The 26890-nt window shown below is 72.7% G+C and carries 25 protein-coding genes; 5 read left to right on the top strand and 20 right to left on the bottom strand.

Annotation, left to right across the window (positions count from 1 at the left end):
• The 11 genes from ACFV0Q_RS08915 to ACFV0Q_RS08865 all read right to left on the bottom strand — a co-directional run.
• Positions 1 to 536, bottom strand: a 536-nt coding sequence (locus ACFV0Q_RS08915; RefSeq protein WP_385002668.1) for a polyprenyl synthetase family protein, incomplete at its 3' end; no start/stop codon positions are given.
• The gene (hpnE, locus tag ACFV0Q_RS08910) at positions 533 to 1936 is read right to left on the bottom strand and encodes a hydroxysqualene dehydroxylase HpnE (RefSeq protein ID WP_385002665.1); all 1404 of its coding nucleotides are present in this window, start codon (positions 1934 to 1936) and stop codon (positions 533 to 535) included. The genes hpnE and ACFV0Q_RS08915, both read right to left, overlap by 4 nt.
• Before the next feature lie 184 nt (positions 1937 to 2120).
• Positions 2121 to 3080, bottom strand: coding sequence for a presqualene diphosphate synthase HpnD (gene hpnD / locus ACFV0Q_RS08905; protein WP_385002661.1), 960 nt, complete (start codon positions 3078 to 3080; stop codon positions 2121 to 2123).
• Between the two features lie 8 nt (positions 3081 to 3088).
• Positions 3089 to 4030, bottom strand: coding sequence for a squalene synthase HpnC (gene hpnC, locus ACFV0Q_RS08900; protein WP_385002658.1), 942 nt, complete (start codon positions 4028 to 4030; stop codon positions 3089 to 3091).
• A gap of 366 nt (positions 4031 to 4396) precedes the next feature.
• The gene (locus ACFV0Q_RS08895) at positions 4397 to 5179 is read right to left on the bottom strand and encodes an ABC transporter ATP-binding protein (RefSeq protein ID WP_385002655.1); all 783 of its coding nucleotides are present in this window, start codon (positions 5177 to 5179) and stop codon (positions 4397 to 4399) included.
• A complete protein-coding gene (locus ACFV0Q_RS08890) occupies positions 5172 to 6101 on the bottom strand; it encodes an ABC transporter permease (protein ID WP_385002652.1) in 930 nt (309 codons plus the stop codon). The genes ACFV0Q_RS08895 and ACFV0Q_RS08890 overlap by 8 nt, the downstream gene beginning before the upstream one ends.
• Positions 6102 to 6197: 96 nt before the next feature.
• On the bottom strand, positions 6198 to 7070 hold the full coding sequence (locus tag ACFV0Q_RS08885; RefSeq protein WP_385002674.1) for a glycosyltransferase family 2 protein: 873 nt from the start codon (positions 7068 to 7070) through the stop codon (positions 6198 to 6200).
• Between the two features lie 8 nt (positions 7071 to 7078).
• A complete protein-coding gene (locus ACFV0Q_RS08880; RefSeq protein WP_385002649.1) occupies positions 7079 to 7858 on the bottom strand; it encodes a CDP-alcohol phosphatidyltransferase family protein in 780 nt (259 codons plus the stop codon).
• A complete protein-coding gene (locus tag ACFV0Q_RS08875; RefSeq protein ID WP_385002645.1) occupies positions 7836 to 8897 on the bottom strand; it encodes an iron-containing alcohol dehydrogenase family protein in 1062 nt (353 codons plus the stop codon). The genes ACFV0Q_RS08880 and ACFV0Q_RS08875 overlap by 23 nt, the downstream gene beginning before the upstream one ends.
• The gene (locus tag ACFV0Q_RS08870) at positions 8885 to 9637 is read right to left on the bottom strand and encodes a sugar phosphate nucleotidyltransferase (protein ID WP_385002642.1); all 753 of its coding nucleotides are present in this window, start codon (positions 9635 to 9637) and stop codon (positions 8885 to 8887) included. Before ACFV0Q_RS08870 ends, ACFV0Q_RS08875 begins: the two co-directional genes overlap by 13 nt.
• Positions 9634 to 11409, bottom strand: coding sequence for a DUF5941 domain-containing protein (locus tag ACFV0Q_RS08865; protein WP_385002671.1), 1776 nt, complete (start codon positions 11407 to 11409; stop codon positions 9634 to 9636). Before ACFV0Q_RS08865 ends, ACFV0Q_RS08870 begins: the two co-directional genes overlap by 4 nt.
• 338 nt (positions 11410 to 11747) lie before the next feature.
• Here ACFV0Q_RS08865 and ACFV0Q_RS08860 point away from each other — a divergent pair, with 338 nt between their 5' ends.
• Positions 11748 to 12308, top strand: coding sequence for a GNAT family N-acetyltransferase (locus ACFV0Q_RS08860; RefSeq protein ID WP_385002639.1), 561 nt, complete (start codon positions 11748 to 11750; stop codon positions 12306 to 12308).
• Between the two features lie 131 nt (positions 12309 to 12439).
• On the top strand, positions 12440 to 13039 hold the full coding sequence (gene idi, locus ACFV0Q_RS08855; RefSeq protein WP_385002636.1) for an isopentenyl-diphosphate Delta-isomerase: 600 nt from the start codon (positions 12440 to 12442) through the stop codon (positions 13037 to 13039).
• Positions 13040 to 13100: 61 nt separating this feature from the next.
• Here the strand turns inward: idi and ACFV0Q_RS08850 are convergent, their stop codons facing one another.
• Positions 13101 to 13628: an ATP-binding protein gene (locus ACFV0Q_RS08850; RefSeq protein ID WP_385002633.1), complete on the bottom strand. Its 528-nt coding sequence runs from the start codon at positions 13626 to 13628 to the stop codon at positions 13101 to 13103.
• 94 nt (positions 13629 to 13722) lie between these two features.
• Positions 13723 to 14400 (bottom strand): HdeD family acid-resistance protein, encoded by a 678-nt coding sequence (locus ACFV0Q_RS08845; RefSeq protein ID WP_385002630.1) that lies wholly within the window; start codon positions 14398 to 14400, stop codon positions 13723 to 13725.
• Between the two features lie 80 nt (positions 14401 to 14480).
• Here ACFV0Q_RS08845 and ACFV0Q_RS08840 point away from each other — a divergent pair, with 80 nt between their 5' ends.
• A complete protein-coding gene (locus tag ACFV0Q_RS08840; RefSeq protein ID WP_385002627.1) occupies positions 14481 to 15227 on the top strand; it encodes an enoyl-CoA hydratase/isomerase family protein in 747 nt (248 codons plus the stop codon).
• On the opposite strand, the gene ACFV0Q_RS08835 is transcribed toward ACFV0Q_RS08840, so the two are convergent.
• Entirely contained in the window at positions 15205 to 15837 is a 633-nt protein-coding gene (locus tag ACFV0Q_RS08835) for a DJ-1/PfpI family protein (protein ID WP_385002624.1), read from the bottom strand. The two genes, ACFV0Q_RS08840 and ACFV0Q_RS08835, sit on opposite strands and share 23 nt — an antisense overlap.
• Before the next feature lie 330 nt (positions 15838 to 16167).
• The gene (locus ACFV0Q_RS08830; protein WP_385002621.1) at positions 16168 to 17106 is read right to left on the bottom strand and encodes a GlxA family transcriptional regulator; all 939 of its coding nucleotides are present in this window, start codon (positions 17104 to 17106) and stop codon (positions 16168 to 16170) included.
• A gap of 113 nt (positions 17107 to 17219) precedes the next feature.
• Here ACFV0Q_RS08830 and ACFV0Q_RS08825 point away from each other — a divergent pair, with 113 nt between their 5' ends.
• On the top strand, positions 17220 to 18857 hold the full coding sequence (locus ACFV0Q_RS08825; RefSeq protein WP_385002618.1) for an ABC-F family ATP-binding cassette domain-containing protein: 1638 nt from the start codon (positions 17220 to 17222) through the stop codon (positions 18855 to 18857).
• Between the two features lie 21 nt (positions 18858 to 18878).
• Here ACFV0Q_RS08825 and ACFV0Q_RS08820 read toward each other — a convergent pair whose 3' ends face one another.
• The 5 genes from ACFV0Q_RS08820 to ACFV0Q_RS08800 form a co-directional block, all read right to left on the bottom strand.
• Positions 18879 to 19664 carry an SDR family NAD(P)-dependent oxidoreductase gene (locus ACFV0Q_RS08820; RefSeq protein ID WP_385002616.1) on the bottom strand — a complete coding sequence of 262 codons (786 nt, stop codon included), beginning with the start codon at positions 19662 to 19664 and terminating at the stop codon, positions 18879 to 18881.
• 5 nt (positions 19665 to 19669) lie between these two features.
• On the bottom strand, positions 19670 to 20866 hold the full coding sequence (locus tag ACFV0Q_RS08815) for an MAB_1171c family putative transporter (RefSeq protein ID WP_385002613.1): 1197 nt from the start codon (positions 20864 to 20866) through the stop codon (positions 19670 to 19672).
• Entirely contained in the window at positions 20856 to 21308 is a 453-nt protein-coding gene (locus tag ACFV0Q_RS08810) for a hypothetical protein (RefSeq protein ID WP_385002610.1), read from the bottom strand. Before ACFV0Q_RS08810 ends, ACFV0Q_RS08815 begins: the two co-directional genes overlap by 11 nt.
• 312 nt (positions 21309 to 21620) lie before the next feature.
• On the bottom strand, positions 21621 to 24062 hold the full coding sequence (locus ACFV0Q_RS08805; protein ID WP_385002607.1) for a Tex family protein: 2442 nt from the start codon (positions 24060 to 24062) through the stop codon (positions 21621 to 21623).
• 78 nt (positions 24063 to 24140) lie between these two features.
• Entirely contained in the window at positions 24141 to 25004 is an 864-nt protein-coding gene (locus ACFV0Q_RS08800) for a hypothetical protein (protein ID WP_385002604.1), read from the bottom strand.
• A gap of 357 nt (positions 25005 to 25361) precedes the next feature.
• Between ACFV0Q_RS08800 and ACFV0Q_RS08795 the strand changes: the two genes are divergently transcribed.
• Positions 25362 to 26867 carry a M1 family metallopeptidase gene (locus tag ACFV0Q_RS08795; protein ID WP_385002602.1) on the top strand — a complete coding sequence of 502 codons (1506 nt, stop codon included), beginning with the start codon at positions 25362 to 25364 and terminating at the stop codon, positions 26865 to 26867.
• Positions 26868 to 26890: the final 23 nt, after the last annotated feature.

Genomic DNA, 26890 nt, shown 5'->3' with positions numbered 1-26890 from the left:
GTGCCGAGCTCCAGGAGGACCTCGTTGGCGAGGGCGAAGAGGGCGTCGCCGACGAGGATCGCCAGCGCCGGTCCGTGCACCTTCCACACCGTGTCGCGGTGGCGGCGCTGCTCGTCGCCGTCCATCAGGTCGTCGTGCAGCAGCGAGAAGTTGTGGACGAGCTCCACGGCGACGGCACCGGGGATGCCGACCTCCGCGGAGGCGCCCGCGGCCTCGGCGGAGAGCAGGGCGAGGGCGGGGCGCACGGCCTTGCCGCCGTCGCCGTCCGCCGGGTTGCCCTGGGCGTCGATCCAGCCGAAGTGGTAGGCGGCGACGGTGTCCATGGGCGCCGCGAGCCGGTCTACGGCGGCGCGGAGCACGGGGGTCGACAGCGTGCGGCCGCGTTCCAGGAGGGCGAGCGTGTCCGCCTTCTCCCCGCCGGCCGTGCCCACACTGGCAGCCGTGTTCTCGACAGCCGGGTTCCCCGGGTTCACTGGCTCTCCTCTGGTTCCTGTACGTGCTGTGCCGGTCGTGCTGTTGGTCGTGCTCGTCGTCATGCCGCCTCCTGCGGAGGATGTCCGGCGGGGCGGCCGAGGGTCTCGAGCGCCGCTCGCGCGGCGCCGAGGCCGCTGCGGACGGCGCTCTCCATGGTCGCGGGCCAGCCGGTGGCGGTCCACGCACCGGCGAGATAGAGCCCCGGCGTGTCGGTCCGGTGGCCGGGGCGCAGCCGGCCGACGCCCGGGGTGGGGGCGAAGGTGGCGGTGCGTTCCCGGGTGACGAAGAAGTCGCGTACCTTCGCGCCGCGGGCGGCGGGCAGCAGCCGCTCCAGCTCGGGCAGGTACTTGGTGCGCAGCACCGAGACGGGTTCGTCGATGTCGTCCTGGGCGACCGACTGGGACAGGGCCAGGTACTGGCCGCCGTCGGTGAGCCCGGAGGCGTCGGTGCGGTCGAACACCCATTGGACGGGCGATCCGAGCGCGGCGAAGAAGGGCTGCCGGAGCACCTTGCGGTCGTACACGACGTGGACGTTGAGGATGGGCGCGGTGCCGATGTCGAGGAGCTTGTCCGGGTCGGCGAGCGCGCCGGGCGGCAGCAGGGCGTGCGCGTCGCGCTGCGGGACGGCGAGGACGACGGTGCCCGCCCGGAGGGACTCCTCCTCGGTGTCGACGCGCCAGTGGCCTTCGCCGGTACGGGAGAGGCAGGTGACCCGGGTGCGCAGTTCGGTGCGTACGCCGGCGGCGTCGAGGGCCTTGCGGGCGAGGGTGTCGTGGAGGTCGCCCAGCGGTACGCGGGCCCAGCCGATGTCGGCTGCGCCGTTCTCGGAGAGCAGGCCGGTCTTGAAGACCATGGCGGCCAGGCCCAGTGAGGACTGCTCGGCGGTGGCGTTGAGGGTGGCGATGCCGACGAGGTCCCAGAGGGCTTCGATGGTGCGCGGGGACTGGCCGTAGCGGGCCAGCCAGGTGGCGAAGTCGAGGCCGTCGAGCGCCGGGTCGGCGGGGTCGAGGCGGCGCAGGGCGAGGGCGGCGCGGCCGACGCTCGCCCGTTCGGCGAGGGAGAGGTGCGGGTAGCGGGCCAGCGAGGCGGCCAGGTGCAGCGGGACGGGCAGGGCGCTGCGGCGCAGCCGGCCCAGGCGCGGTCCGCCGGGGTGGGCGACGTCGAGCACGGGGACGTCGAGCCGGTCCTGGAGGGGGGCGAGGGCGGCGCCGTCTACGCGGTCCAGGAACCACCGGTAGGCGGTGCAGCACCGCAGGTAGACGTGCTGGCCGTTGTCGACGGTGAGCTCGCCGCGCTTGAAGGAGAAGGCGAGGCCGCCGAGCCGGGGGCGGCCTTCGAGCAGGGTCACCTGGAGTCCGGCGTCGGCGAGTTGGAGCGCGGCGGTGACTCCGGCGAGGCCGCCGCCGACGACGACGGCACGCCGGCCGGCGTCCTGCGGCGCGTGCTGCGGCGCGCTGCTCATGCGTCCTCCCCCGTGGTGCGGTGGCCGTTCTGGTCGGTGGGTGCGGGCGCGGCGGATCCCGCCGCGGCCCGGGGCCCGGCTTCGCCCGCCCGGAGAGACGCCGCCGCCCGCGGCGGGGTTGCCCGGCCGCCCGCCGGACCTGCCGGGAGGGATGCGGCGGGGCCGCGGGTCCTCGTGCGGGCCATCAGATGCGCCTCCGCGTGCTCTGGCGGGAGATGGTGCGGGCGTCGAGGCCCGAGAGGCCGCGGACGGCCACGTACGCCTTCTCGTGGGTCGGCAGCGAGACGCGTCCGCGCAGCACCGCCTCGGGTTCGCGCTCGATGCGGTCCAGGAGGCGGCGGTAGATCCCGGCCATCGCGGCCACGCAGGCGCCGCTGCGCCGGTCGAGCATCGGCAGCAGCCGGTAGCCCTCGACGAACAGGGCCCGGGCGCGCCGTACTTCGTGGTGGACGAGGCCGGCGAAGTCGGATCCGGGCGGCATCCGCTCGCCGCGGAAGCCTTCCGAGCAGCCGAACTTGGCGAGGTCCTCGGCCGGGAGGTAGGTGCGTCCGTTGGCCGCGTCCTCGCGAACGTCCCTGAGGATGTTGGTGAGTTGCAGGGCCAGGCCCAGGGTGTCGGCGTACTCGTCGGCGCGGGCCGCTTCGGCGGCGCCGAGGCCGCCGGTGTTCACCGTGCCGAAGACGCCGAGCGAGAGCCGTCCGATGGCTCCGGCCACGCAGCGGCAGTAGGCCTTGAGGTCGTCCCAGGTCTCGTACTCCTGGCCGCGGACGTCCATCAGGACGCCGTCGATGAGTTCGTCGAGGCCGCCGAGGGGGATGGGGAAGCGGCGCGCGGCGTGCGCGAGGGCGACGGCGACCGGGTCGGTGTCGTCCTCCGCGATCTCCTCGGACCGGATCCGGCCGAGCAGGGCGCGCGTCTCCTCCAGCCGGACGAGCTTGGCCTCGGGCGCCAGCGTGCCGTCGCCGATGTCGTCCACGCGCCGCGAGAAGGCGTACAGCGCGGACATCGCCTGCCGCTTGTCGGTGGGCAGCAGCCTGATGCCGTACGCGAAGTTGCGCGCCTGCGTGCCGGTGACGGCCTCGCAATAGCTGTAGGCCGCGAGGACCGGAGCTGACGGTGCGGACGCGTGTGTGGGGCCCTCCACGTTCGGGCTCACCCCTTTCTCGGCGCTGTGCGCAATACGGCGGCCACCTCGCGGAGCAGGAGGCTCCTGGTGGGCTTGGGCGGGCCGGGAAGCACGTCGAAGCCGGCGGCCGAAATCGCTCGCAGGGCGGCTCGCCCCCCTCCCACGAATCCCGCGAGCAACAGCCGTAGCCTGCCGTGCACGCTACCCACGAGGGGGGTGCCTTCATTCAGGAGCTCGCGTGCGCGTTCAGATTCGAACGCGACCAGGGAGCGCACGGAGGCGCCGGCGGACGCCGCCCGCAGGTCGGCCTCGGCGACGTGGAAGCGGCGCATGTCCTCGGCCGGGAGGTAGATCCGGTCGCGGCCGAGGTCCTCGGTGACGTCCTGGAGGTGTTCGGCGATCTGGAGGGCGGTGCAGACGGCGTCGGAGCGGCGCACCCGCTCGGGGGTGCTCGTACCGGTGAGGGAGAGCACGAGGCGGCCGACCGGGTTGGCGGAGAGCTCGCAGTAGTCCAGCAGGTCCCCGTACGTCTCGTAGCGGGAGACGCGCTGGTCCTGGCGGTTGGCCTCGATCAGCCCGAGGAAGGGCTCGGGGGTGAGGCCGTGGTCGCGGACGACGGGCCGCAGGGCCAGCAACAGGGGGTGGCGGGGCGGGCCGTCGGCGGAGCCGAAGACGCGCAGCAGGTCGGCCTCGAAGGCGTCGAGCATGGCGAGCCGGTCGTCGACGGCGGCCGGTTCCAGGCCGAGGAGCACGGCGTCGCGGCCACCGGGGGCGAGGTCGCCGTCGCCGATGTCGTCGACGAGGCGGGCGTAGCCGTAGACGGCCGTCAGGCCGTCGCGCCAGGCGCGCGGCAGGAAGGCGGGGGCGACGGGGAAGTTCTCCGCCGCGGCCTTGGCGAGGGTCGCGCGGGCGTGGGGGTCGAGTGCGGCGTCGGGGGCGCCGGGCCGGATGCCGGGCCCGGGGGTCACCGCCCGCCGCCCGTGGCGGGGACGGCCACTGTGCCTGGGGGCCGCAGAGTTCCCGTAGCCATTGCCGTCACGTCTCCCGTTCTACACTGCCGACCCAAGTCATCCCATTTCGGACACGCCGCCGAACTTTACCCGGGAGTATCCGGGGAGGACCGGCTGCGGGGAATCGTCCCCTCTTGGCGCGATTGAGAACTGGTCCAGCTTACGCTGTACAACACCGCCGGGGCCTATCGGGTGGTCATCGCGTCCCGGAATGTCGGCCTCCGGTTGCCCGGCGTACACCTGGCGAAGCCCCCGCCGCGCGGAGCGGCAGGGGCCTTGCGGCGGCCGGGAAGCGGCCCGGGCCGGATCGAAGTGATCAGCCGGTCAGTGGCTGGTGGCCTTCTCGTACGCCGAGACGACTTCCTCGGTGGGCCCGTCCATCAGGAGTTCGCCCTTTTCCAGCCACAGCACCCGGCTGCAGGTGTCGCGGATGGAGTTGTTGTTGTGGCTCACCAGGAAGACCGTGCCGGCCTTCTCCCGCAGTTCGCGGATGCGCGCCTCGGAGCGGACCTGGAACTTGCGGTCACCGGTGGCGAGCGCCTCGTCGATCATCAGGACGTCGTGGTCCTTGGCGGCCGCGATCGAGAAGCGCAGGCGCGCGGCCATGCCCGAGGAGTAGGTGCGCATGGGAAGGGAGATGAAGTCCCCCTTCTCGTTGATCCCGGAGAAGTCGACGATGTCCTCGTAGCGCTCCTTGATCTGCTCGCGGGTCATGCCCATCGCGAGACCGCCGAGGACCACGTTGCGCTCGCCCGTGAGGTCGTTCATCAGCGCGGCGTTCACGCCCAGCAGCGAGGGCTGGCCGTCGGTGTAGACCTTGCCGGACTCGCAGGGCAGCAGGCCCGCGATGGCGCGCAGCAGGGTGGACTTGCCGGAGCCGTTCGAGCCGATGAGGCCGATGGCCTCGCCGCGGTACGCCGTGAAGGAGACTCCGCGTACGGCGTGGACCCGGCGGACGCCCGGGGCGTCGCCCTTGCCGCGGCGGAGTATCTTGCTCAGCGCCGCGGTGGCGCTGCCGCGGCCGGAACTGCCGGTGTTGACGCGGTACACGATGTGCACCTCGTCGGCGATGACGGTGGGCACGTTGCCCTTGGTGATCTCAGCCACGGCCGTAACGCTCCTCAGCCTTCCAGAAGTACACGAAACCGCCGGCGCCGATGAGGACGGCCCAGCCGACCGCGAAGGCCCAGACGTGGGGCGGGAGGTTCTCGGCACCGTAGTCGTCGATCAGGGCGAAGCGGACGAGGTCCATGTAGATCGCCGCGGGGTTCCACTGGAGGACGTCCGCGATCCACGCCGGCTTGTCCTTCAGCATCTCGCTGATCGAGAACATGACGCCCGAGGCGTACATCCACGTGCGCGTGAGGAAGGGCATCAGCTGCGCGAGGTCGGGGGTCTTGGACCCCATCCGCGCGAAGACCAGCGCGAGGCCGGTGTTGAAGACGAACTGGAGGGCCAGCGTCGGGACCACCAGCAGCCAGGACAGCTGCGGATAGTTCCCGAAGGCGACCGCCACGATGACCACGACGATCATCGAGTAGAGCAGTTGCTGGAGCTGCTGCATCGAGAAGGAGATCGGCAGCGACGCGCGCGGGAAGTGCAGCGCGCGCACCAGGCCGAGGTTGCCGGGGATCGCCCGGACGCCCGCCATCAGCGAGTTCTGGGTGAAGGTGAAGACGAAGATGCCCATCACCAGGAAGGGGATGTACACCCCCTTCTCCATGCCCCGGCCCGCGTTCAGGATGAGGCCGAAGATCAGGTAGTAGACGAGCGCGTTCAGCAGCGGGGTCGCCACCTGCCAGATCTGGCCGAGCTTCGCCTGGCTGTACTGCGCCACCAGCTTGGCCCGCGAGAAGGCCATGATGAAGTGGCGCCGGCCCCAGAGCTGCCGCACGTATCCGCCCAGGCTGGGCCGAGCGCCACTGACCGACAGGCCGTACTTCCTGGCGAGCTCGGCGGGGCTCAGGCCCGCGTCGTCGGACGGCGGCTTGCTCGTGGCGAGGGCGCCGTCGTGGGTTGTGTCACTCACAAGTTGAAACTTTCCGTCTTCAAGATGCGGCAGGAGGGGCATCGGGGCTGGAGCGCCGGACCCGTGATCGGGCCCATGCTCCCAGACGCGAGCTTGTCAGATGACAGGCGGTCGGCCCAGCCGGGTCAGCCGCCAGACCGTACGCCACTTCATGGGGTGCCGGGGACCGCAAGGAGTGGTCCAGCCCTCCTTGAATCCGCCGAACCAGGCCTTGAGCGCCGGCAGCGAAGGCCTGCGTACGAGCGTCAGCGCGAGCCAGACGCCCAGGTAGACCGGGACCAGCGGGGCGGGCAGGTTGCGGCGGGCGAGCCACACCCGGTTACGGGCCACCATACGGTGATAGACGGCGTGACGGGACGGGGCGGTCGTCGGATGCAGCAGCACCATGTCCGCGCGGTAGTCGATCAGCCACCCCGCGTCGAGCGCCCGCCAGGCGAGGTCGGTCTCCTCGTGGGCGTAGAAGAACTCCCCGGGCAGGCCTCCGACCTGCTCGAACACCGTCGTGCGGACGGCGTTGGCGCCGCCCAGGAAGGTGGTCACGCGGGAGGAGCGCATCGGGTCCGAGGCGCGCAGCCGGGGCACGTGGCGGCGCTGGGTCTCGCCGCTGTCCGGATCGGCGATGCGGAAGCTCACGATCCCGAGCTCGGGGTCCTCGGCGAAGGCCTGCCGGCACAGCTCGGCGGTGTCGGTGCGCTCCAGGAGCCCGTCGTCGTCGAGGAAGAGCAGGACGTCGACGTCGCGGCCGCCGGGGCCGAAGGCCTCGATGCCGACGTTGCGGCCGCCCGGGATGCCCAGGTTCTCCGGCAGGGAGACCGTGCGTACGCCCTCGGGCAGCCCGGTGAGCTCCACGCCCTGGCCGACCACGACCACCTCGACGGGGGCGCCGTCCTGCCGGGCCACGGACTCCAGGAGAGCCTTGAGCTCGTCGGGACGGTTGCCCATGGTGATGATCACGGCGCCCAGCCGCATCGCCGCGGTCACTTCAGCCTGCTGGAGGCCAGGATCGACACGAGGTGCAGCAGGGTCTGGAGCAGCGCGATGCCGGCCAGTACGGCGACACCCAGCCGGGAGAAGAACAGGTCGCCCCGGATCTGGTCCAGGACGGCGAGCACCAGGATGAGGAGGGACGCCTCGATGCCGAGGACGAGCCGGTGGAACTTGAGCGCGGCGGCGGCCCTGCGGGCGAGCGCCATGCCGGAGGAGCGCGGCTCGGACGCCGACTCCTTCACCGGCTCCTTGCCGACCTGGTGGCGGGCCACGCCGACGAGGTCGGTCTCGGCCTTGATCAGGATCGCGCCGAGCGCCGCGAGGGTGCCCAGGAAGGCCCACAGCCAGTCGATGCGCCCGGTGCCCCACAGGTCGGAGGCGCGCAGGCCGAAGCCGACGAGCACCGCGGCGTCGCACAGGTACGCGCCGACCCGGTCCAGGTAGACCCCGGAGAGCGAGAACTGCTTCTTCCAGCGGGCCACCTCGCCGTCGACGCAGTCGAGCAGCAGGTACAGCTGGACGGCCAGCACGCCGAGGACGGCGCCCCAGACGCCCGGCACCAGCAGGGCGGGCAGGGCGAGGACCCCGGCGAGGGTCATCACGTAGGTCAGCTGGTTCGGCGTGACCTTGGTGGTGACCAGGAGACGGGTGATGCGCAGCGAGATCTCGCGCATGTACAGGCGTCCGCCCCAGTGCTCGCCACTGCGCCGGTCCTTGACGCCCGGCGGGTGAACGACGGGCCGGAGTTCAGCTACGGATGGTCTGGGCATAGTCGGCGTAAGCGTCCCTGATCTCGGCTGCGGACAGGTTGAGGTGCTCCAGGATGGTGAAGCGTCCCGGGCGGGTCTGGGGGGCGTAGTCGACGGCCGCGACGAACTCGTCCACGCTGAACCCGATCTCCTCGGGCAGCACGGGCAGTCCGTGGCCGCGCAGCACCTGGACGAACAGTCCGGCCTGCTCGGCGGCCCCGCGCAGGTGCATCGCGAAGGCGGCGCCGATGCCGACCTGCTCGCCGTGGAGCGCGGAGCGCCCCGGGTAGAGCAGGTCGAAGGCGTGGCTGATCTCGTGGCAGGCGCCGGACGAGGGCCGGCTGTCGCCGCTGATCGACATGGCGATGCCGGAGAGGACGAGGGCCTCGGAGAGCACGGTGAGGAACTCGTCGTCCCCGCATCCGCCGGGGTGGCGCAGGACGGATTCGCCCGCGGTGCGTGCCATGGCGGCGGCGAGGCCGTCGACGGCCTCGCCGGTGATCGCGTGCGAGAGCTCCCAGTCGGCGATGGCCGAGATGTTGGAGATCGCGTCGCCGATCCCGGCGCGGATGAACCGCACCGGGGCCTCCTTGATCACGTCGAGGTCGATCACCATGGCGATCGGCGTGGGCACGCCGTAGGAGCCGCGCCCGTTGTCGTTGTCCAGGATGGACACCGGGGAGCAGATCCCGTCGTGCGACAGGTTGGTGGCGACGGCCACCATGGGCAGGCCGACCCGCGCGGCGGCGTACTTCGCCACGTCGATGATCTTGCCGCCGCCCAGGCCCACGACGGCGTCGTAGCGGCGGCCCTTTATGTCGTCGGCCAGCTTGACCGCGGAATCGATGGTGCCGTCGACGACCGGGTACCAGTCGGCGTGCGGCAGGACGGGCTCCAGCTTGGCGCGCAGCGCCTGACCGGAGCCCCCGCTGATCGCGATGGCGAGTTTGCCGGACGCGGAGATGCGCTGGTCGGCCAGGAGGCCGGCCAGGTCGTCCATCGCCCCTCGGCTGATGTCGACGACAACAGGCGAGGGGATCAGCCGCGTCAGTACTGGCATGCGATCGTCCGGCCCTTGGCGAGGTCGTCGTGGTTGTCGATCTCGACCCACTTGACGTCGCCGATGGGGGCGACGTCGATGGTGAAGCCGTCGTTGACGAGCTGCTGGTAGCCGTCCTCGTAGTAGAGGTCGGGGTCGCGCTCGAAGGTGGTCTTCAGGGCCTCGGCGAGCTGCTCGGCGGCCTCGGGCTCGATGAGGGTGACACCGATGTACTCGCCCGTCGCGTCGGCCGGGTCCATCAGCTTGGTGATCTTCCGCACGCCCTGACCGTCGGCGGTGACGACCTTCATCTCCTCTTCGGCCAGGCTCTTGACCGTGTCGAGGGCGAGGATGATCTTCCGGCCGTTGCCGCGGGCGGCGAGCAGGGTCTTCTCGACGGAGACGGGGTGGACGGTGTCGCCGTTGGCGAGGATCACGCCCTGCGCCAGGACGTCACGCGCGCACCACAGGGAGTAGGCGTTGTTCCACTCCTCGGCCTTGTCGTTGTCGATCAGCGTGATCTTGACGCCGTACTTGGCCTCCAGCGCCTCGCGGCGCTCGTAGACGGCCTCCTTGCGGTAGCCGACGACGACGGCGACCTCGGTGAGGCCGACCTCGGCGAAGTTGCCCAGGGTCAGGTCGAGGACGGTGAGGCTGTCCTCCTGCCCCTCGGGACCGACCGGCACGAGGGCCTTGGGCAGGGTGTCGGTGTAGGGACGCAGGCGGCGTCCGGCACCGGCAGCGAGTACAAGGCCGATCATGCTGGTTCTCCTTCGTCATGTACGGCGGGTGCTCCGGAGGAGACCCAGAAGCGGATGCTCTCCACGAGCACCACCAGTGCCACGAACACGGCCATGGCCGTGAGCGCGACGGGGAACGCGTCACGGGCGAGGACGGCGGCCAGCACCACGGTCAGCAGGACCCGGCCCTCGTGGCCGCCGGTCGTCCGCACCAGCCAGTGCGGGGGCGCGCCCGAGCCACCGCGGATGCGGTAGACCGTGTCGTAGTGATGGTAGGCGACCGCCGCGACCAGTCCGAATGCGGCGGGAAGGGCTCCGGGCACGTCCGCCTTCGCGGCGAGCACCAGGACCGTCACGTACTCGGCGAACCGGAAGAGCGGCGGGATCAGCCAGTCGAGGGGGCCCTTGAGGGGGGCGGCGACCGCCGCTCCGGAGAACAGGACGTAGGCCACGGCCGTCCCGGCCAGCCACGGGTCGCCGAAGCCGCGGATCACGGCGCCGCCGGTCATCAGCACCACGCCGGCCGCGGCCAGCCACACCGCGGCGCGGTCGGGCCGCTTGCCGGGCCGGGGGGAGCCGGTCCAGGCGAGGATCCCGGAGTCCGCGAGGTCGGCGAGTGCCCGCGCCGCCCGGTCGGTGCGGGTCGCCTTGCGGGTCAGGGAGCGCAGGACGCGGCCCGCGGTGGTGTAGAGCGCGCCGAAGGCGCAGCCGGCGAGGAGCGCGTAGAAGACGATCCGCGGGGTGGTGAAGGCGGTCAGCACCGCGATCATCGCCCAGCGCTCGCCGATCGGCAGGATGATCATGCGTCGGACCCAGACGGTCCAGCCGACGCTGTCGAGCCGGTCGGAGAGGGCCGCGGTCGGGCTCGTGTTCGCGGTGGCGTCGTGGTTGGCCTCGTTGAAGGCGAAGTCGACGACGTGCCGGCAGGTCATGAGGATCATCGCGCCGAGCGCCAGGGCCCAGACGTCGTCGCCGTTCCTGGCGGCTCCGAGCGCGAGCCCCGCGTAGAAGGCGTACTCCTTGGCGCGGTCGAAGGTCGCGTCGAGCCAGGCGCCCAGCGTCGAGTACTGCAGCGAGTAGCGGGCGAGCTGCCCGTCGGTGCAGTCCAGGACGAAGGAGACGAGCAGCAGCACCCCGGCCGTGACGTAGCCCCAGCGCTCGCCGGTGGCGGCGCAGCCCGCCGCGACCAGCGCGGTGAGCAGGGAGGCGGTGGTGACCTGGTTCGGGGTGAAACCGCGGCGCGCGCACCAGCGGGCGATGTAGCGCGAGTACGGGCTGATGAAGAAGGTGGTGAAGAACCCGTCGCGGGACTTCACGGCGGTGCGCAGGCGTACCGCCTCGTCGTCCACGGCCGCCACGGCGGCGACGGCCTCGTCGCGCTGCGCCCCGGCGGCGGGCACGGCCGCGACCAGGGTGCCGAGCTCGGGCCGCTGGACGGTGGTCCCGGCGGCCTCGACGGCGGCGGCGAGCCGGTCCGCGTAGGGGCCGGTGCCGGTGGGCGCGAGGGCGGCGGCCTTGTCGAGGGCGCCGCGCGCTCCGGCCTGCACGGCGAAGGCGCCGGTCACGGCGCAGGCGTCGAAGCGCGGGTCGGTCAGCGCGAGGCGCAGCGCGTGCGGGTGCCCGACGAAGGCGCTGTCGACGACGGCCACCCGCTCGTCGGCGGGTACGCGGGCCAGCGCGGCGGCGGTGTCTTCGGGACCGGTGACGGGGCGGACGTCGAACCCGAGCGAGCGGAGCTCGTCTTCAAGCGGTGATCCGGGGACCGGCAGGCCGGTGAGGATGACGGTCGACAGACGGACTCACTCCTTGCAGCGAACATTTCTCGAAGGGGCGCCCGGTGGGGCGGCGGCACGTCGGCAGAGGCTATCGGATGAATGGAACGCCGTATTCATCAGCCTTTTGGGTCCCTTGAGGCCCGTTTGGTCCCGGATGTTAGGGTGGACGCCGACGTGTACGAGTCCCGTAAACACGTCCCGGAACGAGAAATGAGGTGGGGTCGATGACCGTCGCAGTGGTCGCTGCCGAGCGCGGCGCACTCCGGTACGTCCCCCTCTCTTCCTTCCGGGCTCCCCGCCAGGGCTGAGCGCACCGTTCGGCCCCGTCGGCCGGAGCCCCCGTTCAAGGGCTCACGTTGACCGACCACACCCACACCACGGACAACATCCACACCCACACCCACACCGCCGTCGGCCGCTGGCCGGTCCGGCCGGAAGCCGCCTCCGACGTGGCCGCCGTGCGGGCCGTCAACCTGGCGGCCTTCGACACCCCGCTCGAGGCTGATCTGGTGGACGCGCTGCGCGCCGACGCCGCCTGGCTGCCGGGGCTCTCCTACGTCGCCGAGGGCCCGGACGGGTCGGTGGCGGCGCACGCCCTGCTGACCCGGTGCGCGGTGGACGGCGCAGCGGCCCTCGCGCTCGCGCCGGTGGCCGTCGATCCCGCGCTCCAGCGCTCGGGCGCCGGCCGTGCCGTCGTACGGGGCCTGCTCGCGGCGGCCCGGGAGCGGGGGGAGGCGCTGGTGCTGGTCCTCGGGCATCCCGCGTACTACCCGCGCTTCGGCTTCGTTCCGGCGTCCGCCTTCGGGATCCGGGCGCCCTTCGAGGTGCCCGACGAGGCGATGATGGCGCTGGTACTGGACGATTCCGTTCCGGTGCCGGCGGGAACGATCGGATATCCGGCCCCGTTCGGGATCTGACCGCGCAGGCGCGTGTCCGCCCTCCGCCGCCTACCACGCGGCGGAGGGCGGACATGCGTTGATCGCCGAAGTGGGGACAAGCCTCTTTTGTACGGCAGACTGAAGGCCGGAGTCCGAAGCGAAGGATGGGTATGCCGACCACACCAGCCACCGACGCCAACAGCGCGTCCGCCGGCACCGGAACTCAGGAATCGATCATGCTCGAACTGGTCGACGAGTCCGGCAACACCATCGGCACGGCGGAGAAGCTCTCCGCCCATCAGGCGCCCGGTCTGCTGCACCGGGCGTTCTCCGTGTTCCTCTTCGACGAGCAGGGCCGGCTGCTGCTCCAGCGGCGCGCCCTCGGGAAGTACCACTCCCCCGGCGTCTGGTCGAACACCTGCTGCGGCCACCCCTACCCCGGCGAGTCCCCGTTCGCGGCGGCGGCCCGGCGGACCCACGAGGAGCTGGGCCTGTCGCCGTCGCTGCTCGCGGAGGCGGGGACCGTGCGCTACAACCACCCGGACCCCGCGTCCGGGCTGGTCGAGCAGGAGTACAACCACCTTTTCGTGGGACTGGCGCAGTCGACGCCGAAGCCGGATCCGGAGGAGGTCGGCGACACGGCCTTCGTCACGGCCGCGGAACTGGTCAAGCAGCACGCCGAGGTGCCGTTCTCGGCCTGGTTCATGACGGTGCTGGACGCGGCGCGCCCCGCGATCCGCGAGCTGACCGGCGACGCCGCGGGCTGGTAGCGGGTACGCCGCCCCCGCGCGGCCGCCCCGGTGCCGCCGCTCCCGGCGGCCGGCCGGCGGCTCAGGGCGCGGGGGTGGCGGCGAGCGGGAGGGCGGCCCAGATCACCTTGCCGCCCGTCGAGGTGTGCTCGACGTCGCACACCCCGCCGGCCTCCCGCGTGATCTCGCGCACCAGCAGCAGGCCCCGGCCGCCGGTCTGGCCGAAATCGGCCTCCAGCGCCTTGGGCCGGTACGGGTGGTTGTCCTCGACGGCCACCCGTACCCACTCGCGGCCCACCGCGACCTCGACGGCCACCTCCGGGGAGAGCAGGGCCGCGTGCCGGACCGAGTTCGTCACCAGTTCGGAGACGATCAGCAGCAGGGAGTACACCAGGTCCTGCTGGGCCGGCACCCCCTGGCGGCCGAGCAGGTCGCGGACCGCGCGGCGGGCCTGGGGAACGGATTCTTCTACCGCGGGCGCGGTGAAGCGCCACACTCCCTCGTACGCGAGGGGGTCCGCCGGAGCCGGCGCCTCACCCTCCCTGGCTGGCGGGACGCTCCCGCTGTCGTTCATCTTCCGGCCCCCGTCTTCGCGCTCGATCGTCTCCACGTGCCAAGAGTGGGGACGGCGCTGGTCCGGACCGCGTCGCTGACCAGAAGTCAGCGTCAATCGGACACTTTCTGACCATTGGCGTATGACAGAGTCAGTTGTGCGACTGCTTCTGATCCGGTGCGGGCCTCTTCTCGGCCGCCTCGCGGACCCCGTCCACCTCCTTCGGCCCGGACGCCCCCTCGTCCTCCCTGACCAGGCCGAGGATGCGCCGGGCGCCCATTCCCATGACCACCAGGCTCAGTCCGTCGAACAGCAGGGCGAGCGAGAAGAACGTACCGATCACGTACAGACTGCTGCCAGGCCAGCTGGAGAGGATCAGGACCCCGAGCAGGATCCCGAAGGCGCCCTGGACGAGGGCCGGCCCGAAGTTGGCGCCGCGCACCACCAGCGCGCCGACGAGGCGGAACACCCCGCCGGTGAGGAACAGCAGCGCGGCGAACATGGTCAGCGCCTCGGCGCTCGCCTCGGGGCGCCGCAGGATCACGAACCCGGCCGCCAGGTCGATCGCGGCGACGATGACGGCGAGCCAGAAGTAGTTGCTCCCCCGCGACAGCACGGCCTGCGCGAGACCGACCACACCGCCGATCAGCAGCAGCCAGCCGAAGAGGACCATCGAGGTCAGGGTGGCCACGCCGGTGTACACCAGGCCCACCAGGCCCGCGATCACGAGGATCACCCCGAGCAGGGCCAGCAGCCCGTAGCCGCGCTTCAGCTCCTTCTTCTCCTGCTGGGGTTGCGGAGCGGTGCGGTCGGAACGGTCGGTGCCCATGGGCGTGCCACCTTTCAGCACCCCCCGGGGGACGGACTCCCTTGATCATAGGATCGGCGGCCCGGGATAGCATCCGGCGCATGGACGCAGCCCTCCGCTCCACCGTCACCGACGGCGTGGCCACCGTCGTCATCTCGCACCCCGCCAAGCGCAACGCCATGACCGCCTCGATGTGGCGCGCCCTGCCGGAGCTGCTGCCGGGCCTGGCCGCGGATCCGGCCGTCCGGGTGCTGGTCCTGACCGGGGCCGGTCCGACCTTCTGCGCGGGCGCCGACATCTCCTCCCTCACCGGCGACGACGATCCGCAGGCCCTGGCGGTGGCGGCGGAGGAGGCCCTGGCGGCCTTCCCAAAGCCGACGGTGGCGGCGATCCGGGGGTTCTGCGTGGGCGGCGGCAGCCAGCTCGCGGCGGCGTGTGACCTGCGGTTCGCGGAGGAGGGCGCCTCCTTCGGGGTGACCCCCGCGAAGCTGGGCATCGTCTACCCGGCCTCCTCGACGCGGCGGCTGGCGTCCGTGGTGGGCCCGGCCTGGGCCAAGTACCTGCTGTTCTCGGCGGAGTTGATCGGCGCCGAGCAGGCGCTGCGGGCCGGGTTCCTGCACGAGCTGCTGCCGGCCGGGCAACTGGACAAGCGCGTCGGGGAGTTCACGCGGATCCTGACCACGCGGTCGCGGCTGACGCAGGCGGCGGCGAAGGAGTTCACGGACGGGCGCACCGACCGGGACGCGTACTGGGCGGGGCAGGCGGCCGCGAGCGGCGACACCGCGGAGGGTGTCGCCGCGTTCCTGGAGCGGCGGGCGCCGCGGTTCAGCTGGCCGTCGGCGGAGTAGCGCGCAGCCGGGCGACGATCTCGGCCGGGGCCTTCTCCGGGGAACCGGCGTCGTAGGGCGGCTGGGGGTCGTACTCGCACATCAGCTGCACGGTCTGGGCGTACTCGTCCCCGGCGATCTTCCCGAGGAGGCCGAGGCCCATGTCGATGCCGGAGGACACCCCGGCGGCGGTGACGTACTTCCCGTCGTAGACCACCCGCTCCCCGGTCGGCCGGACGCCGAAGGCCGGCAGCCGGTCGAGGAAGAGCCAGTGGCTGGTGGCCCGGCGCCCTTCGAGCAGCCCGGCGGCGGCGAGCAGGAGCGAGCCGGTGCAGACGGAGGTGGTCCAGGTGGTGGTGGCGTCGACGGCCCGCAGCCAGTCGAGGACCACGGGGTTCTTCATCTCCACCTCGGTGTGCGGACCGCCGGGCACGATGACGATGTCGGGCCGCGTGACCTCGTCGAGCCCCTTGTCGGCGACGAGCGCGAGGGCCCCGTTGTCGGTCCGCACGGGCCCGGGCCGCTCGGCCACGAACACGACCTCGGCCCCCTGCAGCCGGCCGAGCGTCTCGAACGGCCCGATGGCGTCGAGGGCGGTGAAACGGTCGTAGAGCAGTACGGCGATCTGCATGGCTCCTCCAGAGCGATGGGTTGAAGGTGTCCCCGCCCACGGGCGGTCGTGCAAAGCCCGGGGCGGGTCGGGGTGCGGGGCGGAGCCCGGGGTGCGGGGCGCAGCCCGGATGGTCGGGCAAAGCCCGGGGCGGGTCCGGGGCGGTCGGGCAAAGCCCGGGCCGGTCGGAGTCCGGGGCGGAGCCCCGGGGGGTTTCGGGGGCCGGGGCGGAGTCCCGGTTTCGGGAAGGGGCGGGGTGGGGGCTCGCTCCGCGCGGCGGTACGGACCCCGGGCGGCGGGGCGCGCATCCCGGCGGACCGGCGGACCGGCGGACCGGCGGACCGGCGGAGCCTAAGGGCCGAAGCGGCGCCGGTATTCCGCCGGCGGCTGGCCGAGGTTGCGGACGAAGGCCCGGCGCAGGGCCTCCGGGGTGCCGTAGCCGCACGCCCGCGCGACCTGCGCCACCCCGCCCCCGCCGCCCTCCTCCAGCAGCCGCCGCGCGTGCTCCACCCGCACCCGCTCCACGTACCGCCCCGGCGTCACCCCCGTCTCCGCCTGGAAGGCCCGCGCGAAGTGCCGGGGCGACAGCGCCGCCCGCGCGGCGAGGGCCTCCACGCTGAGATCCCCGCCCGGATGCTCGGCGATCCAGTGCTGCACGTCCCGCAGAGGCTCCCGCCGTGCCGTCTGCGCCGCCAGCTGCACGCTGAACTGCGCCTGGTTCCCCGGTCGGCGCAGGAACACCACCAGGTAGCGGGCGATCAGCAGCGCGACGTCCCGCCCGAGGTCCTCTTCCACCAGCGCCAGCGCCAGGTCGATCCCGGCGGTGACCCCGGCCGAGGTGGAGACGGGTCCGTCCCGTACGTAGATGGGGTCCGGCTCCACCGACACCGCCGGGTAGTCCCGTGCCATCTGCTCGCACGCGTTCCAGTGCGTCGTCGCCCGCCGGCCGTCGAGCAGCCCGGCCTCGGCCAGCAGCAGTCCCCCGGTGCACACCGACACCAGCCGCTCCGCGCGTCCCCCGTACGCGCGCAGCCAGGCGGTGAGCCGGGGCTCGAAGTCGCCGCGGTACCGGCCCCCGGGCACCAGGAGCGTGGTGCCCGCGCCGGGCCGGGCGCTCTCCAGGTCCCCGTCCGGGACGAGGGTGAGCCCGCTGTCGGTCCGTACCGGCGCCCCGCCGAGGGACACCGTCCGGATCGCGTACCCGGCACCGTGGAACACCTCGACGGGTCCGGTGACGTCCAGGCTCTGGACCCCGTCGTAGAGGACGGCCAACACGTTTCGCGACGACATGCCTCCATGGTGTGACGCGGGAGCCGATGGCCGCAATGACAGGCAACCCACCTATCCGGACGGCGCCGGACGGCGGCAGACGGCGGCGGCCGCGCGGATAGGATCGGGGCATCATGACTGCAACCCTCGTCGCCAAGAACCTCACCGCCGCGCACGGTGAGCGCACGCTCTTCGCCGATCTCGACCTCGTCGTCGCGCCCGGCGACGTCATCGGACTCGTCGGCGTCAACGGCGCCGGGAAGTCGACCCTGCTGCGGATGCTCGCCGGGCTGGACACCCCGGAGACCGGTGACCTGCGGCTCTCCCCGCCCGGCGCGGCCGTCGGCCACCTCCCGCAGGAGCCCGAGCGGCGCCCCGGCGAGTCGGTGCGGGAGTTCCTCGCCCGCCGTACGGGAGTCGCCGCCGCGCAGGCCGCCCTCGACGAGGCCACGCAGGGCCTGGTCGACGGCACCCCGGGCGCGGACGACGCGTACGCGGACACCCTCGACCGCTGGCTGAACCTCGGCGGCGCCGACCTCGACGAGCGGGCCCAGGAGGTCGCCGACGAGCTCGGCCTCGCCGTGAGCCTGGACCTGCCGATGGCGGCCCTCTCCGGCGGCCAGGCGGCCCGCGCCGGACTCGCCTCGCTCCTGCTGTCCCGGTACGACGTGTTCCTCCTGGACGAGCCCACCAACGACCTGGACCTGGCCGGGCTGGAGCGGCTGGAGCAGTTCGTGAAGGGCCTGCGCGCGGGCACGGTCGTCATCAGCCACGACCGCGAGTTCCTGACCCGGACGGTCACCAAGGTCCTCGAACTCGACCTGGCCCAGCAGCAGATCAACCTCTACGGCGGCGGCTACGAGTCCTACCTGGAGGAGCGCGAGCGCGCCCGCGGCCACGCCCGCGAGGAGTTCGAGGAGTACGCGGGCAAGAAGTCCGCCCTCGAAGGCCGGGCGCAGATGCAGCGCAACTGGATGGACAAGGGCGTGCGCAACGCCCGCCGCAAGGCGAGCGACAACGACAAGATCGGCAAGAACCTGCGCGGCGAGTCCAGCGAGAAGCAGGCCGCCAAGGCCCGGCAGACGCAGCGCGCGATCGAGCGGCTGGAGGTCGTGGAGGAGCCGCGCAAGGAATGGGAGCTGCGCATGGAGATCGCGGCGGCCCCGCGCTCCGGCTCGGTCGTCGCCACCCTGCGCGAAGCCACCGTCCAGCGGGGCGACTTCGGCTTCGGCCCGGCCAGCCTGCAGATCGACTGGGCGGACCGGGTGGCGATCACCGGGGCCAACGGCGCCGGCAAGTCCACCCTCCTCGCGGTGCTGCTCGGCCGGCTCGCCCCGGACTCCGGCTCCGCGACCCTCGGCTCCGGCGTGCTGGTCGGCGAAGTCGACCAGGCGCGCGGGCTGTTCCTCGGCGACGAGCCGCTGCTGGAGGCCTTCTGCGCGGCCGTCCCGGACACCGAGCCGGCGGAAGTGCGCACGCTGCTCGCCAAGTTCGGCCTGAAGGCGGCGCACGTGCTGCGCCCGGCGGCGACCCTCTCCCCCGGCGAGCGGACCCGTGCGGCCCTGGCGCTGCTCCAGGGCCGCGGGGTGAACCTCCTCGTCCTGGACGAGCCGACGAACCACCTCGACCTGCCGGCGATCGAACAGCTGGAGGCGGCGCTGGAGTCCTACGAGGGCACCCTGCTGCTGGTCACGCACGACCGCCGCATGCTGGACGCCGTCCACGTGACCCGCCGCCTGGAGGTCGCGGACGGCAAGGTCACCGAGCTGTAGCCGCCCCCGTGCGGCGGCCGGTCAGTCGGACTGCGCCGCCGCCGGCGCCCGTCGGGTACGGGCCATCTTCCGGGCCACGAAGGCGCGCGGGAGGTGGCGGGCCGCGAGGGCGTACGCCTGGTAGTGGCGGCCGGTGATGCTGAGCGGGCGGCGCAGGGCGAGGTCGCGCAGCGCCTTGGCCACGACGGCCTCGGGCTCCAGCCACACCGCGTCGCGCAGGGCGCTGACGTCCATCCCGGCGCGCTCCTGGAACTCGGTGCGGGTGAAGCCCGGGACCACGGCCAGCACCCGGACCCCGTACGGCTCCATGTCCACCCGCAGGGATTCGCTGAAGGCCGTGATCCAGGCCTTCGCCGCCCCGTAGGTGCCGGTCGGCAGCAGTCCGGCGACCGAGGCGACGTTGAGGACCGCGCCCCGGCGGCGCTCCCGCAGGCCGGGCAGCAGGGCGTGGGTGAGCCGCAGCGGGACCTTGACGAGCAGGTCGAGCATCCGCTCCTCGTCCTCGACCGGGCTGTACGGGAACGGCGCGGGGAGCCCGAATCCGGCGTTGTTGACCAGCATGTCCACGGGCCGGGTCCGGTCGGCGAGCCGTCCGGCGACGGCCGCGCACTGGTCCGGGTCCAGCAGGTCGGCGGGCAGCACCTCGCAGGCGGCGCCGAACTCCCGGCCGAGGCTCTCGGCGAGGGCCTCCAGGCGGGTCTTGTCCCGGGCGACGAGGACCAGGTCGCAGCCCTTGGCGGCGAAGCCGCGCGCGAAGGCGGCGCCCAGGCCGGCGCTGGCCCCGGTGATCAGAACGGTGGTGCTCAAGGGTGTCACTTCCTGTACGGGCCGGGGGTGAAAGCGGTGGTCTCGGGGGAGGCGTAGGCCTGGGCGACGTCCACCAGGAAGCGGGCCTCGTCCTCCAGCCCGCCGCCCTCCTCGGAGGTCTGCATCGCGGACGGCAGCTCCAGGGCGGTGGCCGCCCCAGACTGCACGGGCAGCCCGCCCAGCTTCGCCCGCCGCGCCTCCTTCAGTACGCAGGCCAGCGCGGCCGCCGCGCGGCGCCGGTCGGGTATCCGGCTCCCGGCGACGTGGCTGCGGGCCAGTTCGGGCACGCCCGGGGAGACGTACTCCCCGAGGATCAGGATCGCGTCGCGGGTCTCGATGACCTTGCGGTAGACGAGCAGGTTGCGCGGTACGGGCGGCCACAGCAGTTCCAGCACCCGCCCGGCCCGGGGCTCGGAGAGGACCACGTGCGGGACGGCCTGGACGAGGTCCCGCCACAGCGGCCAGAGCCGCCAGGCGGTGGTGATGTCGGCGGTGGCGCGGCGCAGCGTGAACAGGGTGGGCACCAGGATCGCGGCGGCGCGCAGCAGCCCGTGCAGGTTCATCATCAGCGGCAGGGCGGGCATCGCCCAGGTGCTGCCGAACAGGGCCTTGAGCAGGTACGCGAACCAGAACAGGCCGGCCAGCGCGGTGCCCAGGGCGAACAGCCGCAGCCCGGCCGCGAGGCCCCGGCTCTCGGCGCGCAGGCTGTAGCGCCAGCAGACGTACACGCAGACGGTGTTGGCGATGACGTGGGCGGAGATCAGCACGAGCCAGTACGCGAGCGAGGGCACCGGGGAGCCGACGGGCGGGATGGTGTGCGTGCCGTGGCCGGGGGCGGCGGCGTCCAGGGCGACCAGGGTGCCGAGCCAGAGCAGGGTGCCCGCCCAGGCGGCGAGCTGGAGCCTGCGGCCGCGGGTGGCGGCGGCGACGAAGTAGAGCACGGCGCCCGCCGACAGGACCCCGATGAGGTTGCGGACCAGGCCGATGGCGTGCGCGTAGCCGGGGTCGCGGCCCGTGGCGTACGCGACGACGGCGGGCAGGTTCAGGGTCATCGCCGCGGCGGCGGTGGCGACGGCGAACCACAGTCCGCGCTGGTGCGGGGAGCGCAGGGCGCCGGGGGCGCGCAGCAGGACGGCGGCCCACAGGCACAGCACGCTGGGGACGGCGAGCCAGTCGCCGAAGGCGGTGAGGTCAGCGGCCATCGTGCGGGCCCCGCTCGTACCCCATGGCGGATTCCAGCCGGGCCAGGGCGCCCCGGGGCGCGGTGGCCGGGTATCCGTGGCCGGGGCCCGAGGTGCGGATGCGGATCATGCTCGCGAGCATCTCCGCCTCCTGTTCCTGGCGGGTGGTGTAGTTGGTGCGGCCGAGGATCACGGGGGCGCGGCCGTCGGTGTCCTCGCCCTCCAGGGAGTGGTGGCCGAAGAGGATGTGGCCGAGCTCGTGGAGCACGATGTGCTCCTGGTGCAGGGGGGTGGTCTGGGCCTCGTAGAAGACGTAGTCCACGGTTTCGGTGCCCACCCACAGTCCGCAGACGCCCGATTCGGCGGCCTCCCTGGGCAGGGGGTGCAGTCGGATCGGGCGGCCGCGCTGCTCGGCCAGCCGTGTGCACAGGGCGTCGAGGGAGAACGGGTGCGTCAGATCCATGTGACCGAGAATCAACTCGCACCGTTTGCGCAGGCTGAGATTCCGGTAGGGCATGTGTTCCCTCTTCGGACCCTTTCTCGGGCAGCGTCGGTAGGCGTGGGCGGGCATCGGCATGGGGTACTGTGCCTTGAGGCGGCCTCGGGAGTGGGGTTCCCGAGGGAGAAGAAACGCGGAAGCCCGTCCGCGCGAGCGAACGGGCGTTCCACCATGCCTACAGATCATCTACGGGGGTTGGCAAGGTGCGTCCCCCCGCGGGGTGGCTATTCGGCCACTCCTGCCGGTTGCCCGGAGCCAGGTCTTCCGCTTCTGGTCCTACGGCCGCTTGCGGCGCTCCTCCGGGCCCGTGAGGCCGGCCCGGCGCAGGGCGTCGGCCATGGCGCTGTTGGCGGGGGCCGGGGCGCCCGCGCGCTGCCCGCCGCCGCCCTGGCCGCCCTGCCGGCTCGCGCCCTGACCGCCGCCGCCGCGCTGGCCCTGGCCCTGGCCCTGGCCCTGGCCGCGCTGCTGCGGCGGGCGGCCGCCGCGGCGTTCCTGACGTTCCTGGCGCTCCTCGCGCTGCCGGGGCGCGCCCGTCGAACGGCCGTCCTCGTCCTCCAGCCGCAGCGTCAGCGAGATCCGCTTGCGCGGGATGTCCACGTCCATGACCTTGACCCGGACGATGTCGCCCGGCTTCACCACGTCGCGCGGGTCCTTGACGAAGGTCTTCGACAGGGCCGACACGTGCGCCAGCCCGTCCTGGTGGACGCCGATGTCGATGAAGGCGCCGAAGGCGGCCACGTTGGTGACGACCCCTTCCAGGATCATCCCGGGGGCCAGGTCGCCGATCTTCTCGACGCCCTCCTTGAAGGTGGCCGTCTTGAAGGCGGGGCGCGGGTCGCGGCCCGGCTTCTCCAGCTCGCGCAGGATGTCGGTGACCGTGGGCAGGCCGAAGGCCTCGGTGACGAACTGCTCGGGCCGCAGGGACCGCAGGACGGCGGAGTTGCCGATCAGCGCGGCCACCTCGGCGCCCGCCGTCTTGCCCATCGCCCGGACCACCGGGTAGGCCTCGGGGTGCACGCTGGAGAAGTCCAGCGGGTCGTCGCCGCCGCGGATGCGCAGGAAGCCCGCGCACTGCTCGTACGCCTTCGGGCCGAGGCGGGCGACGTCCTTGAGGCCCTTGCGGCTGCGGAAGGGGCCGTTGGCGTCGCGGTGGGCCACGATGTTCTCGGCGAGGGTGCCGCTGATGCCCGAGACACGGGAGAGCAGCGGCGTGGAGGCGGTGTTGACGTCCACGCCGACGCCGTTCACGCAGTCCTCGACGACCGCGTCGAGCGAGCGGGACAGCTTCGTCTCCGCCAGGTCGTGCTGGTACTGGCCCACGCCGATCGACTTCGGGTCGATCTTGACCAGCTCGGCGAGCGGGTCCTGCAGGCGGCGGGCGATGGAGACGGCCCCGCGCAACGACACGTCCATGCCGGGGAGTTCCTGCGAGGCGAAGGCGGAGGCCGAGTACACGGACGCGCCGGCCTCGGAGACCATCACCTTGGTGAGCTTCAGCTCGGGGTGGCGGGTGATGAGGTCCCCGGCCAGCTTGTCCGTCTCGCGGGAGGCGGTGCCGTTGCCGATGGCGACGAGCTCGACCGCGTGCTCCTTCGCGAGGCGGGCGAGCGTGGCGAGGGAGGCGTCCCACTTGTTGGCGGGAACGTGCGGGTGGATCACGTCCGTGGCCACGACCTTGCCGGTCGCGTCGACGACGGCCACCTTGACGCCGGTACGGAAGCCCGGGTCCAGGCCGAGCGTGGCGCGGGTGCCCGCGGGGGCCGCGAGCAGCAGGTCGCGCAGGTTGGCGGCGAAGACCCGTACGGCCTCGTCCTCGGCGGCGGCGCGCAGCCGGCTCCGCAGGTCGATGCCCAGGTGCACCTGGATCTTCGTGCGCCAGGCCCAGCGGACCGTGTCGGCGAGCCACTTGTCGCCGGGGCGGTCGCGGTCGGCGATGCCGAAGCGGCGGGCGACGAGGCCCTCGTACGTGGAGGGGCCGGGGGTGTCGGCGGGCGGCTCGGGCTCCAGGTCCAGGCTGAGGACGTCCTCCTTCTCACCGCGCAGCATGGCGAGGACGCGGTGGGAGGGGAGGGCGGTGAAGGGCTCGGCGAAGTCGAAGTAGTCGGCGAACTTCGCGCCCGACTCCTCCTTGCCCTCCCGGACCTTCGCGGCCAGGCGGCCGCGGCCCCACATGCGCTCGCGGAGGTCGCCGATCAGGTCGGCGTCCTCGGCGAACTTCTCGGTGAGGATGGCGCGGGCGCCTTCGAGGGCGGCGGCCGGGTCGGCGATGCCCTTGTCCGCGTCGACGAACGCTGCGGCGGCCGCGGCCGGTTCGACGGAGGGGTCGGTCAGCAGGCCCTCGGCCAGCGGCTGCAGGCCGGCCTCGCGGGCGATCTGGGCCTTGGTGCGGCGCTTGGGCTTGAAGGGGAGGTAGATGTCCTCCAGCCGGGCCTTGGTGTCGGCCGCGTTGATCCGGGCCTCCAGTTCGGCGTCGAGCTTGCCCTGCTCCCGTACGGATTCGAGGATCGCCGCGCGGCGGTCCTCCAGCTCGCGCAGGTAGCGCAGCCGCTCCTCCAGGGTGCGCAGCTGGGCGTCGTCGAGCATCTCGGTCGCTTCCTTGCGGTAGCGCGCGATGAACGGCACGGTGGAGCCGCCGTCGAGCAGCTCGACGGCGGCCTTGACCTGCCGCTCCCGTACGCCGAGCTCCTCGGCGATCCTGCCTTCGATGGACATCGTCACTGTGCCGTCCCGCCTGCCTTCGTTTGCGTGGAAGGCTGCCAATTGTGGCAGGTGGCGGTGACGGACGGCGGGAGCCCCTCAGACCTTTGCGATGAGGTCGCGGGGGAAGGCCCCCGCGGCGACGGCCTGGCCGACGAATCCGCCGCCCAGTTCCAGGAGCCGGGCGAGGCCTTCCGCGCCGAGGTGCTCGTACGGGGCCGCGTCGAGGCGGTCGGTCTCGGTCTCCAGCCGCTCGCGCAGGGCGGCGCCCTCCTCGGTGAGCTTGCCGTCGGCGTCGAGGACCCCGCGGGCGCGGAGCCGGTCGGTGGCCGCGTCGAGGTCGGCCTGCTCCCAGCCGCGGATGGCCTTGTCCCACTTCGGGGCCATGCCGCGGCCGGTGGCGGCGTGGCTGACCAGGGCCTCCACGGGGTCGAGGCCGGTGAGGAGCAGCGCGGCCACGTGGCCGTCGCCGCGGTGCTCGCGCAGGAGGGTGGTGGCGTGCCAGTAGCGCAGGTGCGGCTCCTCGGGGACGGGGAGGTCGGCGTGGGCGGCGTAGAGGGTGCGGCCGGAGCGGGTGCAGCCCTCGGTCGCGCGCATCGCGAGGTCGGCGGTCTCGGCGAGTTCGGGCGAGGCGATGGCCTCGGGGCCGAGGAGGCGGCGCAGGGTGGTGTCGGCGGCGCGCAGCCGGGCGGCGAGGGCCTGCTCGGGGGTGATGGTGTCCCAGACGGCGGGCAGGTGCTCGGCGACGTAGTCGTGACGGTAGTTGTAGAAGGTGGCGGTCACCGTGCCGGGGCCGACGGCGCCCAGGGCGGCGGAGCGGCTGGCGAGGTTGACGGCGACCCGGTGGGTGACGCCGAGGGCCGCGAACTCGGTGATGAGGTCGGGCGAGAAGTAGATCGTGGAGTGCAGGGGATTGATGGCGGTGTGCCAGCAGCGGCGGGCGGCATGGGGAGGAAGCGTCATGCGCCGCAGGTTACCGACTACTCAGTATGCCGGGTACCCCCGCTCTCCCCACCGCCGTTGGCGGGCAGCGGGGCGGCTGACGCTATTCGGTCAATGTGCGTCCCGGTGCGTTCCGGGCGTCGCCGCAGCTCGTACGGGCCCGGCCGGACCGCCGATGAGCCCCGGTCACCGGTGTGACGGGGGCTCCGTGGTGTCCGGATTGCAACAGACCGGCCCGATTGGGGGCGGATTCCTTGCGGCCGGATGGCGATCGTGTGACAGCAGGGGCCATGGACATGACGTGAGTGGCCAGGGGTGAATACGGTCGAACGACGAGACCTCGAACCGATCTGTCTCCCCTACCCCTTGGAGCTCTTCGTGCGCCGCAAAGTCATCGCCCCGAGCGTGCTCGCCGCCTCCCTGCTGCTGGTGATCCCGGCGTCGGCGGCCAGTGCCGGTCCGGGTGCCCCGGGTATCGGCGACCCCTACTACCCGGCCAGCGGGAACGGCGGCTACGACGTCTCCCACTACGACCTGCGCCTGCAGTACCAGCCGAAGACCGACCTGCTGGAGGGCACGGCCACCCTGCTGACCACCGCCAAGCAGGACCTGTCGCGCTTCAACCTGGACTTCGGCCTGAAGGTGAGCGAGGTCCGGGTCAACGGGGCCAAGGCGAAGTTCGCCGCCTCCGGCACGTCGGAGCTGGAAGTCACCCCGGCCCAGCCGCTCCAGAAGGGCAAGCAGGCCAGCGTCGTCGTGAAGTACGCCGGCAAGCCCTCCGAGTTCAAGGTCGACGGCTGGTCGGCCTGGCAGCGCACCCCGGACGGCGGCATCGCGGCGCAGGAGCCCGACTCGGCGGCCTGGTGGTTCCCGAGCAACGACCACCCGCTGGACAAGGCCACCTTCGACGTGTCGGTGAACGTCCCGGACGGCACCCAGGCCATCAGCAACGGCGTGCTCCAGTCGCAGAGCTCCAAGCTGGGCTGGACCCGCTACAACTGGCGCTCCAACAAGCCGCAGGCCACGTACCTGGCCACCCTCGCGATCGGCAAGTTCGACATCACCACCGACAAGACGGCGAGCGGCCTTCCCGTCCTGAACGCGTACAGCAAGGACCTCGGCGACAACGCCGGAGCGGCGCGCGCGAGCGTCGAGCGGACCACCGAGGTCGCGGAGTGGCTGGAAGGGGTCTTCGGCCCGTACCCGTTCAACGCGCTGGGCGGTTACGTCCCGAACGTGCCCTCCGGCTTCGCGCTGGAGACGCAGACGCGGCCGTTCTACAGCCCGAAGCAGTTCGCGAACGGGGCGAACGTCTCGGTGATCGTGCACGAGCTGGCCCACCAGTGGTACGGCGACAGCGTGTCCGTCGACAACTGGAAGGACATCTGGGTCAACGAGGGCTTCGCCCGCTACAGCCAGTGGCTGTGGTCGGAGAAGGAAGGCGAGGGCACCGCGCAGGAGCTCGCCGACTGGACGTACGCCTCCCGTCCCGCCGAGGACCCGTTCTGGCAGGTCAAGCCGGGTGACCCGGGTGCGGAGAACCAGTTCCACGGGGCCGTCTACGACCGCGGCGCCATCGCGATCCAGGCGCTCCGCAACGAGATCGGCGACGAGAAGTTCTTCGCGATCCTCAAGGGCTGGCCGACCGAGCGGGCCTACGGCAACGCCAAGGTCGGGGACTTCGTCCGGTACGCGGAGAAGATCTCGGGCAAGCCGCTCGCGCAGCTCTTCGAGACCTGGCTGTACACCCCGGGCAAGCCCGCGTTCGGCCCGCCGGCCGCCGCCAAGACCCAGGGAGCCCGCTCCCAGGCCCCGGCCAAGCCGGCCGCGGAGCCGAAGTCCTGGAAGAAGATCGCCGCGACGAACTCCCTCCACGAGCACTGATCCGCGCCCGTACGCGGACCCGC

Origin of the sequence: Streptomyces sp. NPDC059564 (assembly GCF_042735575.1) — a bacterium.
Classification (GTDB): domain Bacteria; phylum Actinomycetota; class Actinomycetes; order Streptomycetales; family Streptomycetaceae; genus Streptomyces.
Note: the sequence above shows the minus strand (reverse complement) of the source record. Positions and strands in the feature narration are given on the sequence as shown.

Excerpts from the sequence above, each read along its gene's own strand:
- hpnE (WP_385002665.1), bottom strand. The coding sequence starts at position 1,936 with ATGAGCAGCGCGCCGCAGCACGCGCCGCAGGACGCCGGCCGGCGTGCC.
- ACFV0Q_RS08885 (WP_385002674.1), bottom strand. The coding sequence starts at position 7,070 with ATGCGGCTGGGCGCCGTGATCATCACCATGGGCAACCGTCCCGACGAG.
- ACFV0Q_RS08880 (WP_385002649.1), bottom strand. The coding sequence starts at position 7,858 with ATGCCCAGACCATCCGTAGCTGAACTCCGGCCCGTCGTTCACCCGCCG.
- ACFV0Q_RS08875 (WP_385002645.1), bottom strand. The coding sequence starts at position 8,897 with ATGCCAGTACTGACGCGGCTGATCCCCTCGCCTGTTGTCGTCGACATC.
- ACFV0Q_RS08870 (WP_385002642.1), bottom strand. The coding sequence starts at position 9,637 with ATGATCGGCCTTGTACTCGCTGCCGGTGCCGGACGCCGCCTGCGTCCC.
- idi (WP_385002636.1), top strand. The coding sequence starts at position 12,440 with ATGCCGACCACACCAGCCACCGACGCCAACAGCGCGTCCGCCGGCACC.
- ACFV0Q_RS08845 (WP_385002630.1), bottom strand. The coding sequence starts at position 14,400 with ATGGGCACCGACCGTTCCGACCGCACCGCTCCGCAACCCCAGCAGGAG.
- ACFV0Q_RS08840 (WP_385002627.1), top strand. The coding sequence starts at position 14,481 with ATGGACGCAGCCCTCCGCTCCACCGTCACCGACGGCGTGGCCACCGTC.
- ACFV0Q_RS08835 (WP_385002624.1), bottom strand. The coding sequence starts at position 15,837 with ATGCAGATCGCCGTACTGCTCTACGACCGTTTCACCGCCCTCGACGCC.
- ACFV0Q_RS08830 (WP_385002621.1), bottom strand. The coding sequence starts at position 17,106 with ATGTCGTCGCGAAACGTGTTGGCCGTCCTCTACGACGGGGTCCAGAGC.
- ACFV0Q_RS08825 (WP_385002618.1), top strand. The coding sequence starts at position 17,220 with ATGACTGCAACCCTCGTCGCCAAGAACCTCACCGCCGCGCACGGTGAG.
- ACFV0Q_RS08815 (WP_385002613.1), bottom strand. The coding sequence starts at position 20,866 with ATGGCCGCTGACCTCACCGCCTTCGGCGACTGGCTCGCCGTCCCCAGC.
- ACFV0Q_RS08810 (WP_385002610.1), bottom strand. The coding sequence starts at position 21,308 with ATGGATCTGACGCACCCGTTCTCCCTCGACGCCCTGTGCACACGGCTG.
- ACFV0Q_RS08800 (WP_385002604.1), bottom strand. The coding sequence starts at position 25,004 with ATGACGCTTCCTCCCCATGCCGCCCGCCGCTGCTGGCACACCGCCATC.